We start from the raw sequence: 22,905 nt of genomic DNA, 5'->3' as shown, positions 1-22,905 counted from the left end.
ACAATAGTATAAGATAAATAATACCTTTTTCCAATATGCACCATTCGTAATTTCTTTTAATACATAAAAATTTCTGTTTTAATCCGTTTCTCTTTAACTTTCATAGAGAAAATAACATAATAATAGTATGGTATTAGAAAGGTGTTGGATATTTATGAGTATTTCTAAAAAATTAAGTCTAGGGTGCTTAAATTTTGTGAAAAATAATACTACTTCTTCAGAAGAAGATTTAGAAAAAATTTATTATGGTATACAAATTTTTTGGATAAATATATTTAAATTCATCCTTTTATTTATAACTGCATATTTATTAGGAGTGCTAAGGTATACGTTTACCGCATTTATTGTTTTTGCAATTCTTAGAACCTTTGCTTCAGGAGTTCATGCAAATTCTACACTTCAATGTATTATTATAAATTATATATTGTTTTTGGGGAACGTATATCTAAGTTTAAACATAACTTTAAACTTAGAAATCAGAACTATTATATACTTCATTAGCTTTGCACTACTTTTATTATATTCTCCGGCTGATACTGAAGAGCGTCCTTTAATAAGTAAGAAATTAAGAAAAATTTTAAAAATAAAATCAATATTAGTTATCATAACCTTTTATATAATAACCCTATTTATTGTAAGTAATGAATACGTCAATTTAATAACCTTTTCTATTTTAGAGGAAACCATAGTAATTACTCCTATGGCTTATAAATTATTAGGCAAAAAATACGCAAATTATAGAAACGTTAGTATTTAGCACGTTTTCCACTTTATATCATACAAAATTAACTATTAACATGCTTTTCTAAATATATTAGTATTTTTTATTTAAGGAGGTTAATAAAATCATGCTTAATGTTATTATTTGCGAGGATAATGCCGTTCAAAGAAAAGAAATTGAATCTATTATTAACGGAATATCAGATTTTCATAATGAAATTGCAATTTCTACCGATAATCCAAAAGAAGTTCTTACCTATATAGATAATACTGCTGAAAGCTTTATTTATTTTCTTGATGTAGAATTAAATTCTGATCTTAATGGTTTTGAATTAGCTCATTTAATTAGAACTATTGACACTACTGGATATATTATTTTTTTAACTGCTCATGCGGAATTAACTCTGCTTACTTTCCAATATAAAGTACAAGCTCTCGATTATATAATCAAAGGTAATTCTAATATCCTAAAAGAAAAAATATTAGATTGTTTTAAAGCTGTAAATAATAGTTTAAATATTTCAAAATCTAAAATTAATAATAAAATTCCTATAGACATAGGTAATAATATCGTCTTTTGGAACTTTGATGATATTTTGTTTTTTGAAACTGCAGGAAAAGGCCATAAAATATCTATACACACAAAAAGTGGGCAATCTGAATTTTATGGAACTTTAAAAAATATTGAAAAAAATGTATCTTCTGACTTCTATAAAACCCATAGATCCTATTTAATTAATACAAAAAAAATCAAATCCATTAATAAAAGCAGTATGGTTGTAGAAATGATAAATGGTGAAATATGCTATGTATCTATAAGATATTTGAAAGGACTGTTAAGGAAATGCTTACATTATTAATAGATATTTTATATCCACTAATTTCTGTACTCACTATACTTGTTCCAGTTATAAATTTCACATTCTTCACTAAATTAAACAAAAGAAATCTAGTAGTATTTACATTCATTCTTTATATATTTACAATTTTTTTATGCAAATATAAATTAAATTATCTATCTACTATCACTTTGTTTATAGGAAGTTTTATATATATATTATTAATTTATAAAACGATTGTTGCATCTATTGTTATTTCGATATTTATAGGAAGCTTTGTCTTTGTTTGTGACGCCATTACAGGCTTTTTGTTTGTGTGTATTTTTCAATATCGTTACTTAACTTTAATTAACGATACTTTATTATATTTTTTATCTGGGCTTTGTGTTCTTTTATTTAGCTATATTTTCAGTAAGTTGTCGAGAATAATTATATTAAAAATTCTCAATAAAATTGATGTTAACTTAGAATTTCCCAGCAAATTTCGTAAATTAGTTATAATCACTCTTATTATCCCAGCGGTTATATTTTCAATTTTGGTAGGATTTTTAAAAGGAGAAGTAAATATTGGTGACACATCTATAATTTCGATATATACATTAGCTGCATTCTTATTACTGCTATCTGCAGTAACTTTAATATATTATACTTTTAAAACATTAATAAATACTTATAAAGAAAAGGAGTTTATTCAATTAAGAGATTATACCATTATGCTTGAAAATATGTACAAAGATTTACGAAGTTTTAAGCATGACTATTTAAATATACTTTCAACTTTGGAGACATTCATCCAAAATTTGGATATAAATGGACTAAAAAAATACTATTATAAAGATCTATTACCTGAAAGCAATAATATAATGAAGAAAGATATATCATTATCATTGTTATCCCATATTAAGCTTAATCCTTTAAAGGCATTATTATCTTCAAAAATTATTAATTCTCATTCCAAAGGAATTAATGTAAAAATAGAGATACTAGATGATATTGAAAACCTTAATATTAGTACAATTCACATTTGCAGAATTATTGGTATTTTAATGGACAATGCCATTGAAGGAAGTGCTTTATGTAATAATAAATTTATTCACTTCGCTATTATTAAAACTGATACTGATGTTATTTTTAATATAACTAACTCATGTTTAGAATCTACCCCTCCAATTCAAAAGATTTACCAAAAAAATTTTTCTACAAAAGGCGAAAATAGAGGCATTGGTTTAAATACTGTACGTTACCTAATTGATAAATATTATAAAAATATCCTTCTTAACACTTCCATTGAAGATTGTATTTTTAAGCAAGAACTTATAATACATAGCTAGATAAAAACTGTTGCAAGATTTGTGACAGTTTTATAATTTTTCTTAATTTTATAACTTTTCTTAAATTGTAACTATCTTCTTTTTACTACTTGTAATCTTTTCTTATTTCTATTATTAATCAAACTACTAATTTTTTCTATAGTATTTCTTAATCGAGAAATACATATTCATTATATAGTATATTTTTACCAATGAGTTTTTTTAAGTTGATATTGTATCATTTTAGGAATTTTATTAATTACAATATAAGACAAGATACTCTTGATCTATAACCGATCAAGAGCATCTAAATCACACACCAAAGTTATATTTAATCAACTTTGTATAGAGACTTTGGCATTTTTATATCTTCAAATCCATAAACTATACACATAGAAGATGAAGTTGCTGCCAAAAACATTGACACCGCAGCTAAGCTAACCGCAACAAGATTTTTAATTTTACTAATTTTCATATAATACACCTCCAATTTATTAACAATAAATGTTATAATATTAGTTTACATAAATATATACCATCGCTTTTTCGCTATGATAACTTATATATTATAAATTTCATATTATATCATATATATTAGCTGGATTTTTCTATTTATATAGTACAATATTTTCTACTTTTTGTAAACTTTTTCCATAAAAAAATACTCCTAAAAACATAAAATAGCAGGAATCCTACTCTTGTTTGTTTCATTATTCATTTAACAAACAAAAGTAGAATTCCTGCCATTAGTAATTAATTTAAACTATAGAATGTCACTTTCTATATCATAGCCCCGTCCTCTCCCAGATAATATCCATCTACATATGTATTATATGCCATAGAACCATCAGAATTTAAATAATACCATGTTGTTCCATTATTTATCCATCCAGTTTGCATTACTCCATCAGCATCCATGTAATACCACTTTCCTCTTACACTTTGCCAACCAGTTGCCGGAACTCCTTGTTGAATTAATATCCATTTTCCATCTTTAGTCCTTCCCCAGAAGTCTCCTCTGTTTCCTGTACTTGGAGCAGTGCTATCAATAATATTTCCTATATTATCGGCTACAGTAGTGGTAGTTGTAGTCGAAGTATCATCCTTCTTATCTTCTTCATCATCTTCATCATCTGTTTGAGTACTTGCAAATGAATTTTTATATGAGCTAACGTTATAATTACTTTTATTAATATCATCTTTTTCCCATCCAGGAGTTAAATTTTCCAATTCCTCCTTTGTATAATCATCGTCATCCTTACTGCTCGATGAACTTGCTGCATAAGCACATGTTCCCTGAGCCAAAGCTGCTATTAAAGCAAAAGTTAAAATTCTTAATTTATTCTTCTTCATTCTTATCATCTCCTAGAATATTTTATGTAAAAATTTAATGTCGTCATAGTCCATATTCCTATAATTTAATATCGATTTAATTTTAGAATTCTTAAGCTTAAATTTTTAAATTTTCTAATTTATATTATGATAAGAATTAATTTATTTTCGATCAATATACTGATTAAAATCTTAAAAATAAATAGTTTTATAAAATTATTTTCAATTAAATTAAGTTCCAATTAATCAACACTTAATTGGAACTCATTATCTAATCATGATATTTATTTTTTATTATAAATTGCTTTCTAAAATAAATCTTTAAATAAATGAATGTCAAAACTTTATTATTCTTTATCTTTAAATGAATACGTATGTTTATTTATTTATTGAACTTCTTACATAATTCTATCATATCCTCTTGAGCATTAACATTTTTGCCTTCTGCCTCTACCTTTGTATACGATCCATCTGAAAGCAATATTCTGCTTTTAACATTATCTCTTATATACATCCCCAACATTTCTTTAAGCTCCTTCTTTATGGTTGTATCCTCAATTATTGTCATAGTTTCAACTCTTTTATCTAAGTTTCTATACATCCAATCAGCACTTGATATATAAATATCTTCTTTACCTTCATTATGAAAGTAATATATCCTACTATGCTCTAGATAACGCCCCACTATGCTTCTAACCGTTATATTTTCACTTAATCCTTTAATTCCGGGTTTTAAACAGCAAATTCCTCTAACTATAAGTTCTACTTTAACACCTGCTTCTGAGGCTTTATATAAAGCTATCATAAGTTTTTTATCTACTAAGGAATTCATTTTAGCAATTATTTTAGCATGTTTACCATTTTTAGCATGCTCGGTTTCTCTTTCTACCAAGTATTCCAATTTTTTTCTTAATCCATATGGTGCAATAGTAATTTTACTCATATTTTCTGGCTTAAAGTATCCTGAAAGCATGTTGAAAATTACAGACGCATCTTCCCCATATTCTGATTTTGATGTTAAAAGACCTATATCAGTATAAAATTTTGCAGTCACATCATTGTAATTTCCAGTTCCTAAATGGACATATCTCTTTATGCCTTTCTTTTCCTGTCTAACTATAAGCAATATCTTACTATGAGTTTTGAGACCTATTACTCCATAAATAACATGACATCCCGCTTTTTCAAGCTGCCTAGCCCAATGAATATTGTTTTCCTCATCGAATCTTGCTTTAAGTTCAACTAAAACGGTAACCTGTTTACCATTTTCTGCTGCCTTTGAAAGAGCTGCAATAATTGGTGAGTTACCACTTACTCTATATAGTGTTTGTTTTATAGCTAGTACCTTTTCATCTTGTGCAGCAGTTTCCACTAGCTTTACAACTGTAGAAAAGCTTTCATAAGGATGATGTAAGAATATATCTTTTTTGCCTATAGCTTGAAACATATCACACTCTTGAAATTCTTTAACTGGTAAACTCTTCAGCTGTTCAAATTTAAGTTCATTATATCCTTTTATACTATATAATTTATTAATAAATGTTAAATCAATAGGACCTCTTATTCGGAATATTTGATTACTTGTAATTTCAAATTCCTGCTCTAACTTACTTATAACTCTATTATCATGAGTATCTTCAATTTCTAATCTAACTGCAAGCCCCCATCTTCTTTGTTTTAATGATTCTTCTATTGTCTCAAGTAAATCTTCTGCACCTTCTTCATTTAAACTTAAGTCAGCATTTTTTGTTATTCTATAGCAGGCTGTTGTTAATACTTTGAAGCCAAATAATTCGCTTAAATGATTCTTTATTACATCCTCTAATAATATAAAATTTTCCCCTTCACTTCCTGGAATCCGCACCAATCTATCTAATACAGATGGCACCTGAATTGTCGCAAATACTTCATGCTCACTTTTGCTTTCTTTTAATATTACCCCAATATTTAGTGTTTTATTTAATAGCAATGGAAATGGTCTTCCTGAATCAATTACCATTGGAGTTAACACTGGATAAAGTACATTTTTGTAATAATCATTTACATAATTAATTTGTTCTTCATTTAACATGTCATATGTAAAAATCCTTATCTTCTTATTTCCTAAATGATCATATAAATGATCATATGTTTGATATTGATCATTTATCATTCCTCTTACTTTATCTAATATTTTTTCGATTTGTTCATTAGGGGTTAATCCTGAAACTTCCCTCTCTTCAAATCCGGCTTGAATTTGACTGTATAACGATCCAACTCTCACCATAAAGAATTCATCTAAGTTAGAACTAGTTATAGCTAAAAATTTTAATCTTTCCAAGAGAGGATTTGTATTATCCTTAGCTTCATTTAAAACTCTTTGGTTAAATTCTAACCAGCTAAGCTCTCTATTAAAAAAATTCTCATAATTATCATATGTATAAATTCTATTCATAATTATTCCCCTTATCCGTTAAGCAAATTTTTTTGTATTATATTTAATTATTTGTAATTATAGTATTTAAAATACTCTTTGAATAATGTAATATATACTAATATAATCTAACATTTTTGTTAACTATATGTTAACACTTTATTATTTATAAGTTAACTTTTTGGCATATTTTATGATAAAAGGAGAATATAAATGAAAAATATTGCAGTTATTGATATTGGCTCTAATTCTATGAGAGTTTTAGTTTATGAAATCTATGAAAATAACTCGTATAAAATAATAGATGAAGAAAAAAGGATGACTAGACTAGGTCAATATATTGATAAGAACGATAATTTGTCATACGAAGGAATCGAAAAATTATTGATCACCTTAGAATTTTTTAAAATTTTATGCGAAAAAAATAATGTTATTGAAACAATTGTAGTAGCTACTGAAGCAATTAGAAGAGCAAAAAATAAAACAAAAATATTAAACTTAGTAAAAGAAAAACTTAATTTTGATATTAGAATATTAAGCGGTCTTGAAGAATCATCATATGGATATACAACAATAAAAGCTACCATGGATATCAATGATGCCATTCTTGTTGATATCGGTGGTTCCAGCATGGAAATCACTTTAGTCAAAAACAGAAGAATTTTAAATGGCATAAGCCTTCCACTAGGTTCAATTCCATTAACTAAGCGTTTTCCTTTTGATATACCTCAAGAGAAGGATGATATATGTGAATTTAAAAAATATATTTTCAGTCAGTTCGATAAACTGCCTTGGCTAAATGATGGTAAAAATCTCCCAATAATAGGCATAGGCGGAACAGCTCGCTCAATAGGTAAAATCCATAAAAAATTCATTAATTATCCTCTAGATTTATTGCACAATTATACTATGTCATTTGAAGAGGTAGAAATAATATATAATCATGTCCTTAGCTTAGATATAAATCAAAAAGCTAAATTAAAAGGACTTCCTAAAGAAAGAGCAGACATATTTACTGCACCTTTTTCTGCCCTAGTAATGCTTATGAATTATTGTAGCTGCCCAATTTTAAAAATTAGCCAGTATGGAATTCGTGAAGGTGTTCTATATGAAAAACTTTTAGGTAAAGACATAGAAAATATTGATATCTTGGATTTTTCTTTAAATAACATCTTAACTAATAATGATTTAAATATTGTTCACGCTAGAAAAATTAGTGATCTATCCCAAGTTCTTTTTAATTACCTAGAGGACCGTAATGTAAAACACTTAAAGTTAGAGCGTAAATTACTTGACGTTTCTGCAAAATTACATGATTTAGGCGTTACTATATCTGTAAAACATTCTTACAAGCACAGTTTTTATATTACAATTAATTCTTTAATATCTGGACTTACTCATAAAGAAATATTGATGGTTGGATATACGATTGCTCTAAGTGGTAAATTCGATTATAAATTAGCTGATGAATATAGAGAATTGCTTAATAAGGATGATATCATGATATGCAAGAAACTTTCTGTTCTTTTATGTCTTGCTCATAAAATTGATAAATATTTTTACAACAGTTTAGCTGAAGTCATTATTAGAAATGAAAAAGATTCTTTTAAAATAGCTCTTTCTAAAAGCAGCGTAAAGTATATGAAAGACAGCTTGCCTATAGAAATGAATGAAAGTTTTAAAAAATGTTTTAACAAAAACCTATCAATTATAGCTATTTAAATGTCAAACTTTGAACTTGGCCTTAAGCGTATATGAATCGATATATGATTTATAATATGTTATAATGTAAGCAATTATATATGAATTACTGTTACCACTAAATTTATATATTTACAATAAATCTCAAATATATAACAGTAAAAATAACACCTAACAAGGAGATAAAAACCACTTTATGAAAATTGAATTTGATAAAAAACTATTTAAGTACTCTATATATATCGCTATTACTACGGTCGTAATATATGTCGCATTTTTAGTCATATCAAATGTAGGCACAATATTCAAGACTATATTTGATATTCTAGGGACCGTTCTAGATTTAATTAAACCATTAATTATAGGTATAATAATTGCTTATCTTTTATATCCAATAACTAAGGGTATCGAGAATTTTTTAGAAAAAAATAAATTATATAGAATCCATAAGGCATCACCAAGGCGTATTTTATCTATTATCTGCGCATACCTTTTGATAATAGGCATCTTTTTAGGGTTAATATCTGGAATTTATTATATGATTGGTGGGCAAATTTCAAATAATACAACTATATTAAATATGACACAACATATTTCCTCATATGTTAGCAGTACTTCTTTTTCAACAACGTCGATTAAAGAAACCCTAGATAAAATTAATAACCCGTTTATAGATAGTGTTGAGCCGTACATCATAAATGGAATTATTTATTTACAAGAATATGTTAAGGATAATATTGGAAATATGACCTCTTATGCAATGTCTATCGGAACTAGTGTTGCAACATTTTTTATTGCACTTGTAATTAGCATATATTTATTGAAAGATTCTGAATACTTTTTCGGCTTATGGTATAAATTTTATTACTTAATATTTAGAAATAGCAATGTTGGAAATAAGATAACTTATGTTTTTAGAGTTATTCATGAATCTTTCGCTAAATATATAAAAGGACAATTATTAGAAGCATTTTTCGTAGGAATTTTATCAGCTATAGCCCTTTCAATTGCTGGTATAGATTATGCTTTTGTTATTGGTATTATCGCAGGTATCTCCAATATGATTCCATACGTTGGTCCGATTGTTGGAACCGTCCTTGCAGCAGTCATGGGATTGCTTAGTGGGACACCAATTAGGATCTTATATGCTATTATTGCTATGGTAATTGTTCAACAGTTTGACGGCCATATTTTAGCACCTAAGATTGTTGGTGACAGTGTTGGTTTACATGCTGTCTTTATAATACTAGCAATTTTAATTGGAGGCAATGTAGGCGGATTACTTGGAATGTTAATTGCAGTCCCTATTGCCGCTTCCTGCAAAGTACTAATTAATAATTGGTATGAGAATTATAAACATAACCAACCCGAAGCATAAGCTCAAATATATACGAAAATAATATAAATTTAAATTTGTTCCTAATGAGTTTATTTACATAAAACTTATAACATGAAGGCTGTTCTAAATATTTATATAAAACAGCCTTTTTATTAATTGCTTAAAATTAATTGTCCTAATATAACTCATAATTATAAAATTATTTAATTATCTTCACAAACTTCTTTTTACCAATCTTGATTATATCACCGCTTGTAATAACCGCATTTTCAAAATCAGTTATCTTTTCTTTATTTATATATACTCCGCCTTGATTTGCAATTCTTTTAAATTCATTTGCTGATGGTATAATTTTTTCTTTAACAAGAAGTTTACCTATTTCTTTTAATTTTTTGCACTCTTCTGGTATCATTATTTCAGGAACTATATCTGGTAAATTACCATGCCTAAATACATTTTCAAAATATTCAATTGCCAATTGAGTTTCCTCTTCTGTATGATATAACCTAGTAATAGTTTTGGCTAATTCATGCTTAACGTCTCTTGGATTTTCTCCATTCTCTAGTCTTTCCTTAACTTTTTCAATTCTATCAGGATGCTCATCCGTAGCTAATTCAAAATATTTTATTATAAGATTATCAGGAATCTCCATTACCTTCTTAAACATTACTCTAACATCATCTTCTATACCAATATAATTTCCTAGACTCTTACTCATTTTTTCTATGCCATCTAAGCCTTCTAAGATTGGCATAAATATAGCGATTTGCTGCTCAATTCCTTCATTTTTTTGAAGCGATCTTCCCATTAAAATATTAAACGTTTGATCTGTTCCTCCTAATTCTACATCAGCTTTTAATGCTACTGAATCATAACCCTGCATGAGCGGATAGAAAAATTCATGAATTCCAATTGCTATATTGTTATTATAACGATTTTTAAAATCATCTCTTTCTAACATTCTGGCAACAGTAGTAGTTGCTGCTAATTTTAGTACATCTTCAAAATTTAATTTTGACAGCCATTCGCTATTAAATCTTATTTCGGTTTTCTCCTTATCTAATATTTTAAAAATCTGTTTTTCATACGTCAAAGCATTTTCCATTACTTGTTCCTTTGTAAGTGGCTTTCTAGTTTTAGATTTACCCGTTGGATCTCCAATTTTGCCTGTAAAATCTCCAATTACTATTACTGCCTTATGCCCTAAGTCCTGCATCTGCTTAATTTTTCTAAGTACAACAGCATGACCCAAATGAATATCTGGCGCTGTTGGATCTAATCCTAGTTTAATAATCAATGGCTTATTTTCCTTCTCAGATTTAATAAGTTTTTCTTTTAATTCTTCTATACTGATTACATCGGCTGCTCCTTTCGTTATGATTCTAATTTGTTCTTCGATAGTTCTTCTCATTTCTTTTAACTCCTTACATATTTTTTAATATAAATAACCTATATAAAATTCAATATGCAATAAAAAAACTCTTGCCCTCTACATAATAAAGGACAAGAGTATATCTCTCGTGTTACCACCTTAAATTCATTAACCGCTCACACGATTAACCTCTTCAAGTACGCCAAAAACTTGGTTATACTTTAGCACTATAACGGGTGCAGGGTTCCGTCATCACCTACTCAAGACAATTCTTTTTCAGCTTGAAGCTCTAAGATGTATTCAAAATTAGTTTCCATGCACCTCTCATCATCCGGTAACTTTCTGTTTGGTTTAGACATGCTAGTTAAACACATGTCTTATCTAATTCCTACTTATTCTTTTCATTGCTTTTATTGAAAACATCATGATTAAAAATAAACTTATAAATCTAATCACGTTATATATTAAATTAATAAGATTATATCCAAAAACTCCGCTTCTGTCAATATACTTATCGAACTTAAAATGGTTGACATATATTTATAGAACTTAAAATTTATATATAATTACAAAATAATAAATTTATGATATCCATGCTCCACTGGAATCAACTTTATATCCATCAATTATAGAATTTACTGCCATTGCTCCACTACCAGGATAACAATAATACCATTTTCCACTGGAATATATCCAACCTGTTTGCATCGCTCCATCATTTCCCAGGTAATACCAATTACTATCAATGATATTCCATCCTATTGCATAATTTCCTGTATTTTTTACAAAATACCATGAACCATTAGTAAACTTCCAATTACCGTCTATATTTGATCTGTATCCACTTGACGCTTGCTGATTAATATTTCCTGTTGTTAAATTACTGGTGCTAAGATTTGAATTGTTATTTACTTCATAATATTTTTCAGTACATGCTGGATATTCATCACTATTCCAAGTAAATCCATCTTTCTTAAGCACATCATCAGAGGTTAGAAAATACTTATCTGAATTTGTTGCATCATTGTTTGTTATATCTAGCTGGTACCACTTATTATTAAGCTTAACCAAATTCCATCCGTGCCCGACTCCATTTATTTTTCCAACAACAATCCTATTTTCAATTCCTGCTAACTCAAGCATCTTATAAGCAGTTAATGCATAACCTTCACATGTAGCTTTACCTGTTGTTAATGCTTTATATGCTGTATCCGATGTAAGACCATAATCATAATCAAGCCTATTTACTAAATAGTCATTTATTTTCTTAACTTTATCAACATCAGTCATATTATCTGTTATTATAGATTTAATTACTTTATTCAATTCCGTATTGATATACTCTTCTTCACTCTTAGTTGTTTTATATGTTATGTATAATTCATCAGTATTTTTATTAAAAACCAATTCCTTAAGAGATAAACTCAAATAATCATCCTTTTCAGCAATATTTCGAACTTCATCAAGTACATCACTATCATTATAATCAAGATTAAATTCTGTATCCCAATTTTCTAAATGATTATATACATATGTATTTAAATCATAATCTGCTGCTAATACAGGTTGTCCACCTATTGCTGATAACATCATTAATACTAATAATAAATTCCTAATAAATTTTTTCATCAACAAATACCTTCTTTCCTCTATGAATTTTCATGCATATAAATATTATCTAAGAGTTATATAAAATAAACATATTTATATTATATAACAGAATTTTTTTCAAAACTATAATTTAATATATTAAGAAAAAATAACAATTATCTAACATTTTTTTATTATGTCGTATATTAGATAACTGTTACTTATAAATTACTATTAAACTTCAAAACTACTCTGATCAATCCATTTATATTCTGGTCTTATAGCCTTAATCTCCTTTGCTAATAAATATAATGCTTCATCCTTTTGCTTGCATTCCAGCATTACATCAAAATCTCTATCTAAAATTTTAGCTTTCTCCAAAAATTCAATAAAAGCTTTTGCATTTATATAATCAGCATGTTTCCTGTCTTTTTCATGATCCTTAGGTGTAGAAAAATGTATTTTTGGATTTAATCTCTCCTTATTCCATGTATTAAAAATTCCTTCTAATAACTCCTCTATTTTTTCACCATTATTATTGCAATTGTGATGATGTACATCTAACACCATTGGAATTTCTAAAGTCTTGCATAATTCTAATACTTCTTTTGCTGTATACATTTTATCATCATTTTCTATTATTAGTTTTGATGTTACTTCCTTTGGAACCATCTTAAAATTATATATAAATCTCTTAATCCCCTCATCTTTTCCTCCTGTCGCTCCACCAACATGCAGTACCATTTTTCCTGTACTATAATTTAGATCTTCAAACCATGTAGCCTGACTCATTAAATTTCTTATAGTATTTTGAACGACCTCAGGATTAGTGCTATTTAACACGTTAAATTGATCAGGATGAGTGTCAACTCTCATATTATTTTCGTTGATTATTTTTCCTAAATACTCAAAATCCTTTTTAAAAATTTTTCTGTGTCCCCAGTATCCTACTTCTGGATGTGTCTCTAACGGGATTAAAGCAGAAGTTATTCTATAAAAATGTATATTATTTTTTATGTTATATTTAAGTATTATTTCTAAATCATTTAAATTTGATATAGTAATGCCTTTAAGTTTATGTAATTTATCTTTTTCAGATATTATTTTTTTGTAGTTAGCAAAAGTAACTGTACTTGAGCTGGTAACCTTTTTCCCTAATCTCATGGATACTGCCACATAACCTAATCTCACTTTCATATATTTCTCCTTTGTAACATTTATTATGTTTACCTATATAATTTTTCACTTTGTCAGTTTATATATACATTAATACTGTCTTTTTAAACAATGTGATTTTTCAACAAAAAAAGAACTCCATCACTGGAGTTCAATCCTATTATGTAAAGAGAGATTAATGAGTAATTTCAAAGATATTCTTAAAGTTACCCTAATAATTTAGAGCAAACTTTCATCTTACTTTTTTACCCATTTCATTTTTTATTATAACTCTTTTATTTTTACTTGTAAACATTTTCTTGTATATACTTTATAATTTTTTTGCATTAATCTGACAATCTATGCTTAAGCCATTTATTCCCACTAAGCCTAATACAATACATAGTTCCTCTTACAATCCAATCTATATACATTGCTATCCAAATACCTAATACTCCTATTTTTAAAATCACACCTAGAAGATAACCCATAAATATTCTAAAAATCCACATCCCAATAAATGCAGTTAACATTGTAAATCTTGTATCCCCTGCGCCCTTAAGTCCAGATGAAAGTATAAATGATAATCCCCATGCAAGTAAAGCAATACTATTGCTTCTAATTAATACTTTAGAAATTCCTATAACTTCCGGAACATTTGTATATAATGATGCAACCCATCCAGCTATAGGTATAAAAATGAGTCCCAATGTCACTAAACAAAAGGTACCAAACTTAGTTAGATAAATTAAGGTATTCTTTGCTCCCTTTATATCATTTCTACCTACATATTGTCCAACTAATGCAGTAGCCGCTAAACAAAGTGCATTTCCTGGAACATTAACCATTATTGCAACTGATGATGAAATAGCATTAGCAGCAATAGAGGCTGTCCCCATTGTTACTATAAACATTTGTACTATTAATTTTCCTGCATTAAAAATGACTTGTTCCATACCAGCTGGTATTCCTATATTAAATATACTTTTTTGCAAATCAAAGTCAAATTTAAAAGGAATAATGTTTTTAATTTTTATAATTTTACTTCCTCTAAATAAAACAAACACTATAACAAAAGTTCCAATAAGTCTTGCAATAGCAATAGCAATTGCTGCACCACTTATTCCAAAGGAAGGGATATAAATTGCATCAATTCCAAATATCAGTATATATCCTAAAACTATATTTATACCATTCATAAACATAGTTATTTTCATAGGAGTTTTTGTATCTCCACACCCTCTTAATATTCCATTGGCGATTTGTTCAATGGCAATAAATGGATATGTAAGTAAGGTAAATTCCAAATATAGTTTTGCATCTGTTTTAACTAATTCTTCTGCTGATCCATATAATACATTAATTAACTGTAATCTAAAGATCCATAAAAGTAATGTTATCACGGAAGATACCAATATACCTGATACAATAGCCTGCTTTGCAGTCTCATTTGCCCTTTTGGGTTTACCTTGTCCAATCTGCTGTGCAACTACTACTGTTGCTCCAACTGATAATGCCGCAAAAAATGATATGAACATATTGTTTATTGAATCGACCATTCCAATTGCTGAAACAGCTTGTTCTCCAATATGTCCTGCCATCATTGTATTGCATGTCCCAAGCAGCATGACAAAAGTCTGCTCTACTATTATTGGTATTGCCAATTTTAATACATCTCTTCTTATGAACATAGAATATCCTTCTTCCTCTTAAGCAACTCGTATATTAAAACAAGGGAAATTCTCATTCTAGAGAAAATCTAAGAAATTTCCCTGTATATATTACTATATTAGCTACGAGCGATAAAAAATCTTGTATTTACATATTTTTAAATGTATAAGTTATTCTCTATTTAGTAATTGCATCAATGTTCTTTCTAATTTTCTTTAATACATACGTTTCTCTAAAAATCCAATTTGCAATTGGTTCAATTCCTGCCGATATTATCTTCTCATTATTATTAATAGCATCTTCTAATGTAATCCATTCTGGTTTAAATCCTAATTCTGCTTCGTAGGGATCTAATTTTTGGCTTCTTTTTTTATTCAGCACCTCAGCAAAATAATAGTAAGATATCATTTTAAAAACTCTATTATTAACATATCTATCATTACTTCGCTCTACTACAATTCCAGCTCTATCATTAATTTTGCTGCAGATATAGCCCGTTTCTTCTTGTATTTCTCTTGCTAATGCATTCATATGCCCTTCATCTCTTTTTATTCCTCCACCAGGAAACTTATAATCTTGATTTTTAGAATGCACCATTAAAATTTTCTTATCCTTTATAATAATTCCTCTAACTGCTTCCCTAAAATTAATATTTCCTATAGAATCACTTACTTTATCTATCTCAAAGAGTTTATTAAATAACATAAGCATCACCTCATATTCTATTCTACAAATTCTTAGAATCCAAATTCCTTCTTATGGTCTATACTATCTAAGTTAGATAGCTTCAAGATAATATTTTTTATATTTTCTGCTCTTATATTCTAAAATATCCCCATTATAATTATTTATAAAAAATGCCATAACATAAATTATACTGTAATTTATTCTAATTGTAAAAAACAATTAGAATAGCAATTATTTGGTTTCGGTGACTTAATGCCTATATCATACATAAATCTCCAAAAATTATAGGTTCATAAGGCTATGTGCTAACCTTATGAACCTTATATAAATTTCATGGAATGTACGTAATTACTCTAATTAATATCTGTAAGAAATAATTTGTTTGTGTTTCATAGAAAGCATCCTTAATGATGTGTGAGCATCAAGAATATTTTGTATGATTAATTATAATATATTATTTAATGGTATGTGATCAATAAATAATATAACTATGGTGGTTAATTACTTTTGTTTACAGCAGTGTGTGCTGTAAAGAATATTTTCTATTTTAACTTCATAATAATTTTTTTCTATCTAAAATATTAGATAGCATTTATATAGAATGAGGTTTTTATACTTAAAGCGAGGTCATGCGATAAGTATCCTTGAAGCATATTTTTTATGGTGTATTCTTTAACTTTATCATATATGTTGAAGATTATTTTTGCATTCTTACTATCATTGTATACCTTCCAGTATCCGCATAATAGACATTTCTTAGTGGTACATTCCATAAAATCTTTAACATCATTAAAAGGTATTCCCAGAAACAACCCTAATTCATGTGGACAGTGATATTTATCATACCTAGATTTTAATGTATTCATATATTCATCCATTTCTACTTTAGAAGGATAACCTATGTCATTTAAAAATTTTATATGAGATTCCTGATTTAATTCTTTTTCTAGTATTCTTTCATCATAAATCATAATTATTATAGAATTATCGCTTTCTCTTAATTCTATAAACCTTAAATTTAAGTTCTCCAAAAAAATCTTTCCAAATATATTCCAGCTCTCATATAACTTTATGTTATTTTTCTTCAAATTCACTGTTACAGCTGGTTTCACTCCAGCAATTACTAATGATGAATTATACACTAAAAAATTTTCTATATACTCTTTATTTTTCATAGACTCCAATCTCTTATAAAAATCTAGATATTCCATATCACGTCACCACCAACTCAATTTATATACTAGCTATTTTTTTACCAAGATTTATGCACTCTTCTGCCATTTCATCTGGTTCATTTTGGACTATTAATGGTTCATCTATTACAGTGCATCCATATCCTGTCATTCTTTCTTCAAATTCTCTCATCCATTTACCATCTCCCCAACCATAAGAGCCAAATAGTGCAACTTTCTTTCCTGATACCTTAGTTGAAATTTCCTCTATAAAAGGTTCAAACTCCCCTTCTTCTAATACTTCATCTCCCATTGCTGGGCAACCTAAAACAAGAATCTCTTCATCTAATAATTCTAATAATGCACTTATATCTACATTTGAAACATTTATAACCTCAACTTCTTTTCCACTTTCAGTTATTCCTTGTCCAATTAATTGAGCCATCTTTTCTGTATTTCCTGTTCCTGACCAATATACTATTTTCATTTTCTAGCTCTCCTTTACTTTTTAATTAATTATGAGAATCATTTTCAATTAAATAATATTATATATAACCACTTTTGTCAAGTTTTATATTTATTTTTTCCTTATCCAATTTGCTATATTTTAATTTTATAAAAAATTATAGCGTATAGATAGTTACTAATATTATCTATACGCTTTCTAACCTATTATTCTACTAACTCTAAAACTGGTCTATAACCAACTGTTTCATATCTTAAATCTTTAATGGATTGACTTGAATATAGTGTAGCATAAAATCCTCTTATTATACAAAACTTCTCACTTTGCAATTCTTCACTTTGTGTAAAACTGGAAAACTTATACCAATGCCAAAGCTTATTATTTTCTCCATTTAATTTTTTCTCACTATCCTGTTTTGAATTTATATCTGCATCGATAGCACTATTTTTAGGTAATCCGCTAATTTTATCAGTATTTACTATATATTTATCCCATTCATTAGCTTTATGATTTTTCTTTTCACTATAACCAGACAAAAGTCTTAAAATATATTTCTTATCTTCTATCATTACTACTTTACCAAAAATTAAATTTTGCTTATTTAATTCATTCCATGAAATTCCTTTAATAATATTTCTGTCACATATTAAAAGTTTTTTGCCATTATCATCTATTTCTACCCATGACAACTTATTTTCATTATTTCCATCCGAATTTCCTATTTCTATTTTTTGACCATTATATTCTGGAATATCACTAAACTCTATGAAGTCTACTGGATTCTTCATCTTTTCATCATCTAAATATAATGTTCCATATTTTCTAATATTACCTGTAATGTATTCATTTTTTTCTGAAATATTTTGGGCTTTATTTTCTTTAAATTTTTTATGTGCAACTACAGCTATTACACTACTTAAAGCTGCCATTGTTCCAACTCCTAAACCAGCACCAATCAATTTAAACTTTTTATTTTTATCCATGAATCACTTCCCCTTTTCCCCTAAAATCATTAAATATTTTTATGCATTGTATTATTCTTCTATACCTTATTTCTTACTGTCTTCATTCTCTAAAATATTTTTTGTATTTTTAATATATTATTTCTTATTATTTTTATTATAATACATTTTTATCAACATTATAACTTAAATTTACATAAATACTATGTTACCGTCCGTAAATTTACATATTACTTATCTATATCAGCCTATGTTTAAGCCATTTAGTTCCCCTAAGTCTAATCAAATACATTGTTCCACGAACAAACCAATCGGTATACATTGCAATCCATATTCCAAGAATTCCAACCTTAAGCAATATTCCTAAAACATATCCCAAACATATTCTAAATATCCACATACCTATAAATGCGGTCAGCATAGTATATCTAGTATCTCCTGCTCCTTTGAGTCCTGATGAAACTACAAATGAACTTGCCCAAAATAAAACTGCTATGCTATTACTTGTAAGAAGGATTGATGTAAGCCTTATTACCTCTGGATCGCTTGTATAGAAACTCGCTACCCATCCTGAAATAGGAACAAATATAGCTCCAACCGTTACTAGACAGACAGTTGCGAATTTTGCCAAATAAAATAATGTACTTTTTGCTCCTTTTATATCATCTCGTCCAACATATTGCCCAACTAAAGTTGTGGCAGCTAAGCAAAGTGCATTTCCTGGAACATTTATTATTTGTGTTATGGACATTGTAATAGCATTAGCCGCAATAGACGCTGTTCCCATTGTAACTATAAATACTTGTACAAGTAACTTGCCCATTTGAAAAATCACCTGTTCCATTCCTGCTGGTATTCCTATATTGAATATATCCTTTTGTATTTTCAAATTAAATTTAAACGGATATATTTTATCAATTTTTATATTTTTGCTTCCTCTAATTAGAACTATTATTATAATTATTGCTCCTATTGTCCTAGCAATAGCTATGGCCATAGCAGCTCCCATTATTCCAAATGGAGGTATATGTAAGAGATCTACTCCATATATCAATGTGTATCCTAAAATTATATTCACTATATTCATAAACATAGAGATGTACATCGGTGTTTTAGTATCTCCAGTTCCTCTAAGTATCCCATTAGCAATTTGATCAAGTGCTATAAGTGGATAAGTTAACAATGTAAATTCTATATATAATTTTGCATCTGATTTTACTAATTCTTCTGCAGATCCATAAAGAAAATTTATCACCGGAATCCGTAAAATCCATAGAAGCAAGGTTATAGTCACTGAAACTGCAATTCCAGACACTATAGCCTGTTTTGCAGTCTCATTAGCCCTTTTAGTATAGCCTTGTCCAATTTCTTGTGCGACAACTACAGTTGCTCCAACTGATAATGCCGCAAAAAAAGCTATAAATAAGTTATTTATTGAATCGACCATTCCAATAGCTGAAACGGCTTCTTTCCCAATATGTCCTGCCATCATGGTATTACACACTCCTAGCAGCATAACAAAAGTCTGCTCCACCATTATTGGTATTGCAAGCTTCAATATATTTTTCCTTATAAGCACTAGACAACATCATCCTTCCTTACAATCATCATATTCAATTGCATGAAAATTGCTTCTTTTGTTCACGTTTTCACAATTACTAGTTAATTATACCACATATTTTAAATTTTTAAATAAAATACATACTTATCCTAAAACCTTTCTAAAACTTCTTAGAATAAATATGTATATGCTTTATACTTAATTATAAAAATTCAAATTTTTAATTATTAATAGATATTCTATTTTCTGGGACTTCGTTCTTTATAAGCTTATTTCCACTTTTAGATATAATCCCTTTTGAATATGACTGTAATAATTCGCCTTCATACTTAATGGTCTTTTTACCTATAAGCTCTGAAACACTATTTGAGGCTTTATCATTTATGTAAACATCTCCTGAATAATCGATTATTATATCTTCTCTTGCTACTGGACTTTGTAGAGTTAATGTATGCCATTGAGATTTTTCATTATTTAATACTTTATAATATATTTTGGTTATCTTGCCACTTACCTCTTCTCCAAAATATACATTATCATTAACATCACTGCCTAATACCCTCTTAACTTGAACATTAGGTATTTCTATATCCGGGCCATTTAATATAGTTGCCCCATTCCCCATTTCCATCACTGCATTTGTACTTGTTGTTGGTACCACCACATTTCCTATTTCCTTGTTTGATCTTACCTTTTCCAATTCATTCATTATATTTGCATAATATAAATCGCTCTTTCCACTTGTCTTTTTCACTTTTATATAAAGAGTATGAGTTGCAGTAGAAAATATTACATCATCAACTGTGTCACCTTTATTTACATTTATATTTAATTCATTATAATTAAAATCTGTTAGTTGTCTTGTTTCACCTTTTTGTGCATTAAATGATACTGGTTCAAAATAAGATCCGTTATTGGTTTGTACTTGCTGAATAACAATTATACTATTTTCATTTGTTAACCATTTATAAAATACTACTTTTCCGTTATCTTCACTTTGAAATTCTTTTTCACTATTATCATTGCTATCTAATACTTTAAGTTTGCTATCATCTAAATAAGCAGCGAATCTTCCATCTGATGATACTGAAACTTTATCTACACCATTTTTTATATCAATCTCATTTTTTTGCTCTGGAGTAGTTTCCTTTTCTTCAACTTTCTCAGCCTGTATTTTTACATCTGAAGCTAAATATACATTCTCTATATATAAAAATATACCTTGCTGAATTACTAACGCCATAAGTGTCCATGCAATTATTCTTACCAGGTTTTTCATACTTAATCCTCTCCTAAAAATACTTCTTATTCCTATCTCCACTTTACTAATATAATGTTAACCATAACTTGAGATTCGATAAGAAAGTTATACTTTATTCAACATAAAATGCAGTAGCAACAGATCTTTCTCCATCCCAAGCATTTGGAGAATTTATTACATCTCCCTTATAATACATTGTCGATGAATAGCCACCATCAAGAGCACCAGCATTAATGGCACCTCTATCTAACATAATTTGCTGAACATCATATAGGCTTGCTCCTGGAGCAGTAATTTTTCTACCATCAATGACCAAAAAAATTACAGTTCCGTCTTCTTTTTGTCCAACTGCTGTTCTAGGATTTAAACCATCTGCATTTTTGTCTTTTACTTGTGGTTCTCCATTAATGATAATATTAGGTCTTCTAAAACACATTGCTTCCTGTACGTTTAATTTCTGCAATTCTGCAAGAGTATGATCTCCAACAATAAGCTTGCCTTCTTTAGTAAAAGCTATAACATTTTCTACATTATCTCTTTTTACATTGCTTTGAGGATATATAAGTTTTCCTCCTGATATTACAAATCCACCTGGAACGGCTCCTGTTCCTGCATATAAAGTTCCATCTGAAGATTTATCAACAAAAGCTCCTCCATTAATAGCAGCAATAGCATTATGTTCCTCAGCCATTTCACTTGTCTTTTGTCCCATTTTCCCTAAATACTTCGTCATTGCCACTCTGACACCCAATGGATTTTTTATTTCTAGCACATATCCATTATATCTATCCGTATGTATATCGTATCTGGTAATTTCATTTCCACTTGTATATTTAACTTGAACTTTGTTTAAATCTGTAGCGCTTTCCTTAGCTGTATCTTCATTTGTTTCTTCTGCTGCTTCATTAACTCCTAAAATTTCATTTATCTTATCTTGCGATAAGAAATCAGTTAATAAGTAAGCATGCCTCGTTCCAAGCAAAGTTGATACAAAAACCTTGCGCGTATTTTCATATGGTCCAAAAAGTAATACAAGTGGGGTACTTATACTTAAAAAAAGAACTATATAAATTATCCCTGCAAAAAATACTAATATACTAAATCCCTTTTTCTTTGGTTGTTCTTTTACTAGCTTACTATTTTGCGTGCCCATAATTACCTCCAAGTTGTTTTCATTTAAAAATTCTAACCATTATATATATTGCAGATTAATATTCTAAAACTTCTAACCAGTTTATTCCATAATCAACTTGCATGTAGTAAACTTGTTTTTCGCCATGTTTCCATATATCTTACTATATATACTCTGCATTTATAAATCAACTATAAAACAGTTTTATTAATATTAAAAATG

At 28.1% G+C, this 22,905-nt stretch carries 19 protein-coding genes; 5 read left to right on the top strand and 14 right to left on the bottom strand.

The window, feature by feature from the left end:
• The first annotated feature begins 154 nt into the window (after positions 1-154).
• The 3 genes from CDLVIII_RS14120 (at position 155) to CDLVIII_RS14110 (ending at position 2,890) form a co-directional block, all read left to right on the top strand.
• Positions 155-757 (top strand): accessory gene regulator B family protein, encoded by a 603-nt coding sequence (locus CDLVIII_RS14120; RefSeq protein WP_009170119.1) that lies wholly within the window; start codon positions 155-157, stop codon positions 755-757.
• A gap of 91 nt (positions 758-848) precedes the next feature.
• Complete coding sequence (locus CDLVIII_RS14115) at positions 849-1,580, top strand: LytTR family DNA-binding domain-containing protein (protein WP_009170118.1); 732 nt, start codon at positions 849-851, stop codon at positions 1,578-1,580.
• Between the two features lie 170 nt (positions 1,581-1,750).
• The gene (locus CDLVIII_RS14110; RefSeq protein WP_242835926.1) at positions 1,751-2,890 is read left to right on the top strand and encodes a GHKL domain-containing protein; all 1,140 of its coding nucleotides are present in this window, start codon (positions 1,751-1,753) and stop codon (positions 2,888-2,890) included.
• 310 nt (positions 2,891-3,200) lie between these two features.
• On the opposite strand, the gene CDLVIII_RS30465 is transcribed toward CDLVIII_RS14110, so the two are convergent.
• The 3 genes from CDLVIII_RS30465 to CDLVIII_RS14100 all read right to left on the bottom strand — a co-directional run bounded on the left by CDLVIII_RS30465 (position 3,201) and on the right by CDLVIII_RS14100 (position 6,635).
• Positions 3,201-3,344 (bottom strand): hypothetical protein, encoded by a 144-nt coding sequence (locus CDLVIII_RS30465; protein WP_009170116.1) that lies wholly within the window; start codon positions 3,342-3,344, stop codon positions 3,201-3,203.
• Between the two features lie 305 nt (positions 3,345-3,649).
• A complete protein-coding gene (locus CDLVIII_RS14105) occupies positions 3,650-4,222 on the bottom strand; it encodes a cell wall-binding protein (RefSeq protein ID WP_009170115.1) in 573 nt (190 codons plus the stop codon).
• Between the two features lie 361 nt (positions 4,223-4,583).
• The gene (locus CDLVIII_RS14100; RefSeq protein WP_009170114.1) at positions 4,584-6,635 is read right to left on the bottom strand and encodes an RNA degradosome polyphosphate kinase; all 2,052 of its coding nucleotides are present in this window, start codon (positions 6,633-6,635) and stop codon (positions 4,584-4,586) included.
• Positions 6,636-6,827: 192 nt separating this feature from the next.
• Here CDLVIII_RS14100 and ppx point away from each other — a divergent pair, with 192 nt between their 5' ends.
• Both ppx and CDLVIII_RS14090 read left to right on the top strand, forming a co-directional pair.
• On the top strand, positions 6,828-8,336 hold the full coding sequence (gene ppx, locus CDLVIII_RS14095; RefSeq protein WP_009170113.1) for an exopolyphosphatase: 1,509 nt from the start codon (positions 6,828-6,830) through the stop codon (positions 8,334-8,336).
• Between the two features lie 175 nt (positions 8,337-8,511).
• The gene (locus CDLVIII_RS14090) at positions 8,512-9,693 is read left to right on the top strand and encodes an AI-2E family transporter (protein ID WP_009170112.1); all 1,182 of its coding nucleotides are present in this window, start codon (positions 8,512-8,514) and stop codon (positions 9,691-9,693) included.
• Between the two features lie 160 nt (positions 9,694-9,853).
• Here the strand turns inward: CDLVIII_RS14090 and tyrS are convergent, their stop codons facing one another.
• From tyrS to CDLVIII_RS14035, 11 genes are all read right to left on the bottom strand, one after another.
• Positions 9,854-11,065: a tyrosine--tRNA ligase gene (tyrS, locus tag CDLVIII_RS14085; RefSeq protein WP_009170111.1), complete on the bottom strand. Its 1,212-nt coding sequence runs from the start codon at positions 11,063-11,065 to the stop codon at positions 9,854-9,856.
• A 543-nt stretch (positions 11,066-11,608) separates the two neighbouring features.
• Complete coding sequence (locus CDLVIII_RS14080; RefSeq protein WP_009170109.1) at positions 11,609-12,655, bottom strand: transglutaminase-like domain-containing protein; 1,047 nt, start codon at positions 12,653-12,655, stop codon at positions 11,609-11,611.
• Between the two features lie 195 nt (positions 12,656-12,850).
• Complete coding sequence (gene uvsE, locus CDLVIII_RS14075; RefSeq protein ID WP_009170108.1) at positions 12,851-13,813, bottom strand: UV DNA damage repair endonuclease UvsE; 963 nt, start codon at positions 13,811-13,813, stop codon at positions 12,851-12,853.
• 305 nt (positions 13,814-14,118) lie between these two features.
• Positions 14,119-15,462 (bottom strand): MATE family efflux transporter, encoded by a 1,344-nt coding sequence (locus tag CDLVIII_RS14070; RefSeq protein WP_009170107.1) that lies wholly within the window; start codon positions 15,460-15,462, stop codon positions 14,119-14,121.
• Between the two features lie 157 nt (positions 15,463-15,619).
• Positions 15,620-16,147 carry an NUDIX domain-containing protein gene (locus tag CDLVIII_RS14065; RefSeq protein ID WP_009170106.1) on the bottom strand — a complete coding sequence of 176 codons (528 nt, stop codon included), beginning with the start codon at positions 16,145-16,147 and terminating at the stop codon, positions 15,620-15,622.
• Positions 16,148-16,710: 563 nt separating this feature from the next.
• Complete coding sequence (locus CDLVIII_RS14060; RefSeq protein ID WP_009170105.1) at positions 16,711-17,340, bottom strand: DUF3793 family protein; 630 nt, start codon at positions 17,338-17,340, stop codon at positions 16,711-16,713.
• 22 nt (positions 17,341-17,362) lie between these two features.
• Complete coding sequence (locus tag CDLVIII_RS14055) at positions 17,363-17,788, bottom strand: flavodoxin (protein WP_009170104.1); 426 nt, start codon at positions 17,786-17,788, stop codon at positions 17,363-17,365.
• 185 nt (positions 17,789-17,973) lie between these two features.
• Positions 17,974-18,750: a hypothetical protein gene (locus tag CDLVIII_RS14050; RefSeq protein WP_009170103.1), complete on the bottom strand. Its 777-nt coding sequence runs from the start codon at positions 18,748-18,750 to the stop codon at positions 17,974-17,976.
• A gap of 217 nt (positions 18,751-18,967) precedes the next feature.
• Positions 18,968-20,308, bottom strand: coding sequence for an MATE family efflux transporter (locus tag CDLVIII_RS14045; protein WP_009170102.1), 1,341 nt, complete (start codon positions 20,306-20,308; stop codon positions 18,968-18,970).
• A gap of 202 nt (positions 20,309-20,510) precedes the next feature.
• Positions 20,511-21,569 carry a hypothetical protein gene (locus CDLVIII_RS14040; RefSeq protein WP_009170101.1) on the bottom strand — a complete coding sequence of 353 codons (1,059 nt, stop codon included), beginning with the start codon at positions 21,567-21,569 and terminating at the stop codon, positions 20,511-20,513.
• Positions 21,570-21,663: 94 nt separating this feature from the next.
• Entirely contained in the window at positions 21,664-22,704 is a 1,041-nt protein-coding gene (locus CDLVIII_RS14035; protein WP_009170100.1) for a phosphodiester glycosidase family protein, read from the bottom strand.
• Between the last annotated feature and the right edge of the window lie 201 nt (positions 22,705-22,905).

It is taken from the genome of Clostridium sp. DL-VIII, assembly GCF_000230835.1.
In the GTDB taxonomy this organism is placed as follows: domain Bacteria; phylum Bacillota; class Clostridia; order Clostridiales; family Clostridiaceae; genus Clostridium.
Note: the sequence above shows the minus strand (reverse complement) of the source record. Positions and strands in the feature narration are given on the sequence as shown.

Coding starts and splice junctions, on each gene's coding strand:
- CDLVIII_RS14120 (WP_009170119.1), top strand. CDS start 155: ATGAGTATTTCTAAAAAATTAAGTCTAGGGTGCTTAAATTTTGTGAAA.
- CDLVIII_RS14115 (WP_009170118.1), top strand. CDS start 849: ATGCTTAATGTTATTATTTGCGAGGATAATGCCGTTCAAAGAAAAGAA.
- CDLVIII_RS30465 (WP_009170116.1), bottom strand. CDS start 3,344: ATGAAAATTAGTAAAATTAAAAATCTTGTTGCGGTTAGCTTAGCTGCG.
- CDLVIII_RS14105 (WP_009170115.1), bottom strand. CDS start 4,222: ATGAAGAAGAATAAATTAAGAATTTTAACTTTTGCTTTAATAGCAGCT.
- CDLVIII_RS14100 (WP_009170114.1), bottom strand. CDS start 6,635: ATGAATAGAATTTATACATATGATAATTATGAGAATTTTTTTAATAGA.
- ppx (WP_009170113.1), top strand. CDS start 6,828: ATGAAAAATATTGCAGTTATTGATATTGGCTCTAATTCTATGAGAGTT.
- CDLVIII_RS14090 (WP_009170112.1), top strand. CDS start 8,512: ATGAAAATTGAATTTGATAAAAAACTATTTAAGTACTCTATATATATC.
- tyrS (WP_009170111.1), bottom strand. CDS start 11,065: ATGAGAAGAACTATCGAAGAACAAATTAGAATCATAACGAAAGGAGCA.
- CDLVIII_RS14080 (WP_009170109.1), bottom strand. CDS start 12,655: ATGAAAAAATTTATTAGGAATTTATTATTAGTATTAATGATGTTATCA.
- uvsE (WP_009170108.1), bottom strand. CDS start 13,813: ATGAAAGTGAGATTAGGTTATGTGGCAGTATCCATGAGATTAGGGAAA.
- CDLVIII_RS14070 (WP_009170107.1), bottom strand. CDS start 15,462: ATGTTCATAAGAAGAGATGTATTAAAATTGGCAATACCAATAATAGTA.
- CDLVIII_RS14065 (WP_009170106.1), bottom strand. CDS start 16,147: ATGTTATTTAATAAACTCTTTGAGATAGATAAAGTAAGTGATTCTATA.
- CDLVIII_RS14060 (WP_009170105.1), bottom strand. CDS start 17,340: ATGGAATATCTAGATTTTTATAAGAGATTGGAGTCTATGAAAAATAAA.
- CDLVIII_RS14055 (WP_009170104.1), bottom strand. CDS start 17,788: ATGAAAATAGTATATTGGTCAGGAACAGGAAATACAGAAAAGATGGCT.
- CDLVIII_RS14050 (WP_009170103.1), bottom strand. CDS start 18,750: ATGGATAAAAATAAAAAGTTTAAATTGATTGGTGCTGGTTTAGGAGTT.
- CDLVIII_RS14040 (WP_009170101.1), bottom strand. CDS start 21,569: ATGAAAAACCTGGTAAGAATAATTGCATGGACACTTATGGCGTTAGTA.
- CDLVIII_RS14035 (WP_009170100.1), bottom strand. CDS start 22,704: ATGGGCACGCAAAATAGTAAGCTAGTAAAAGAACAACCAAAGAAAAAG.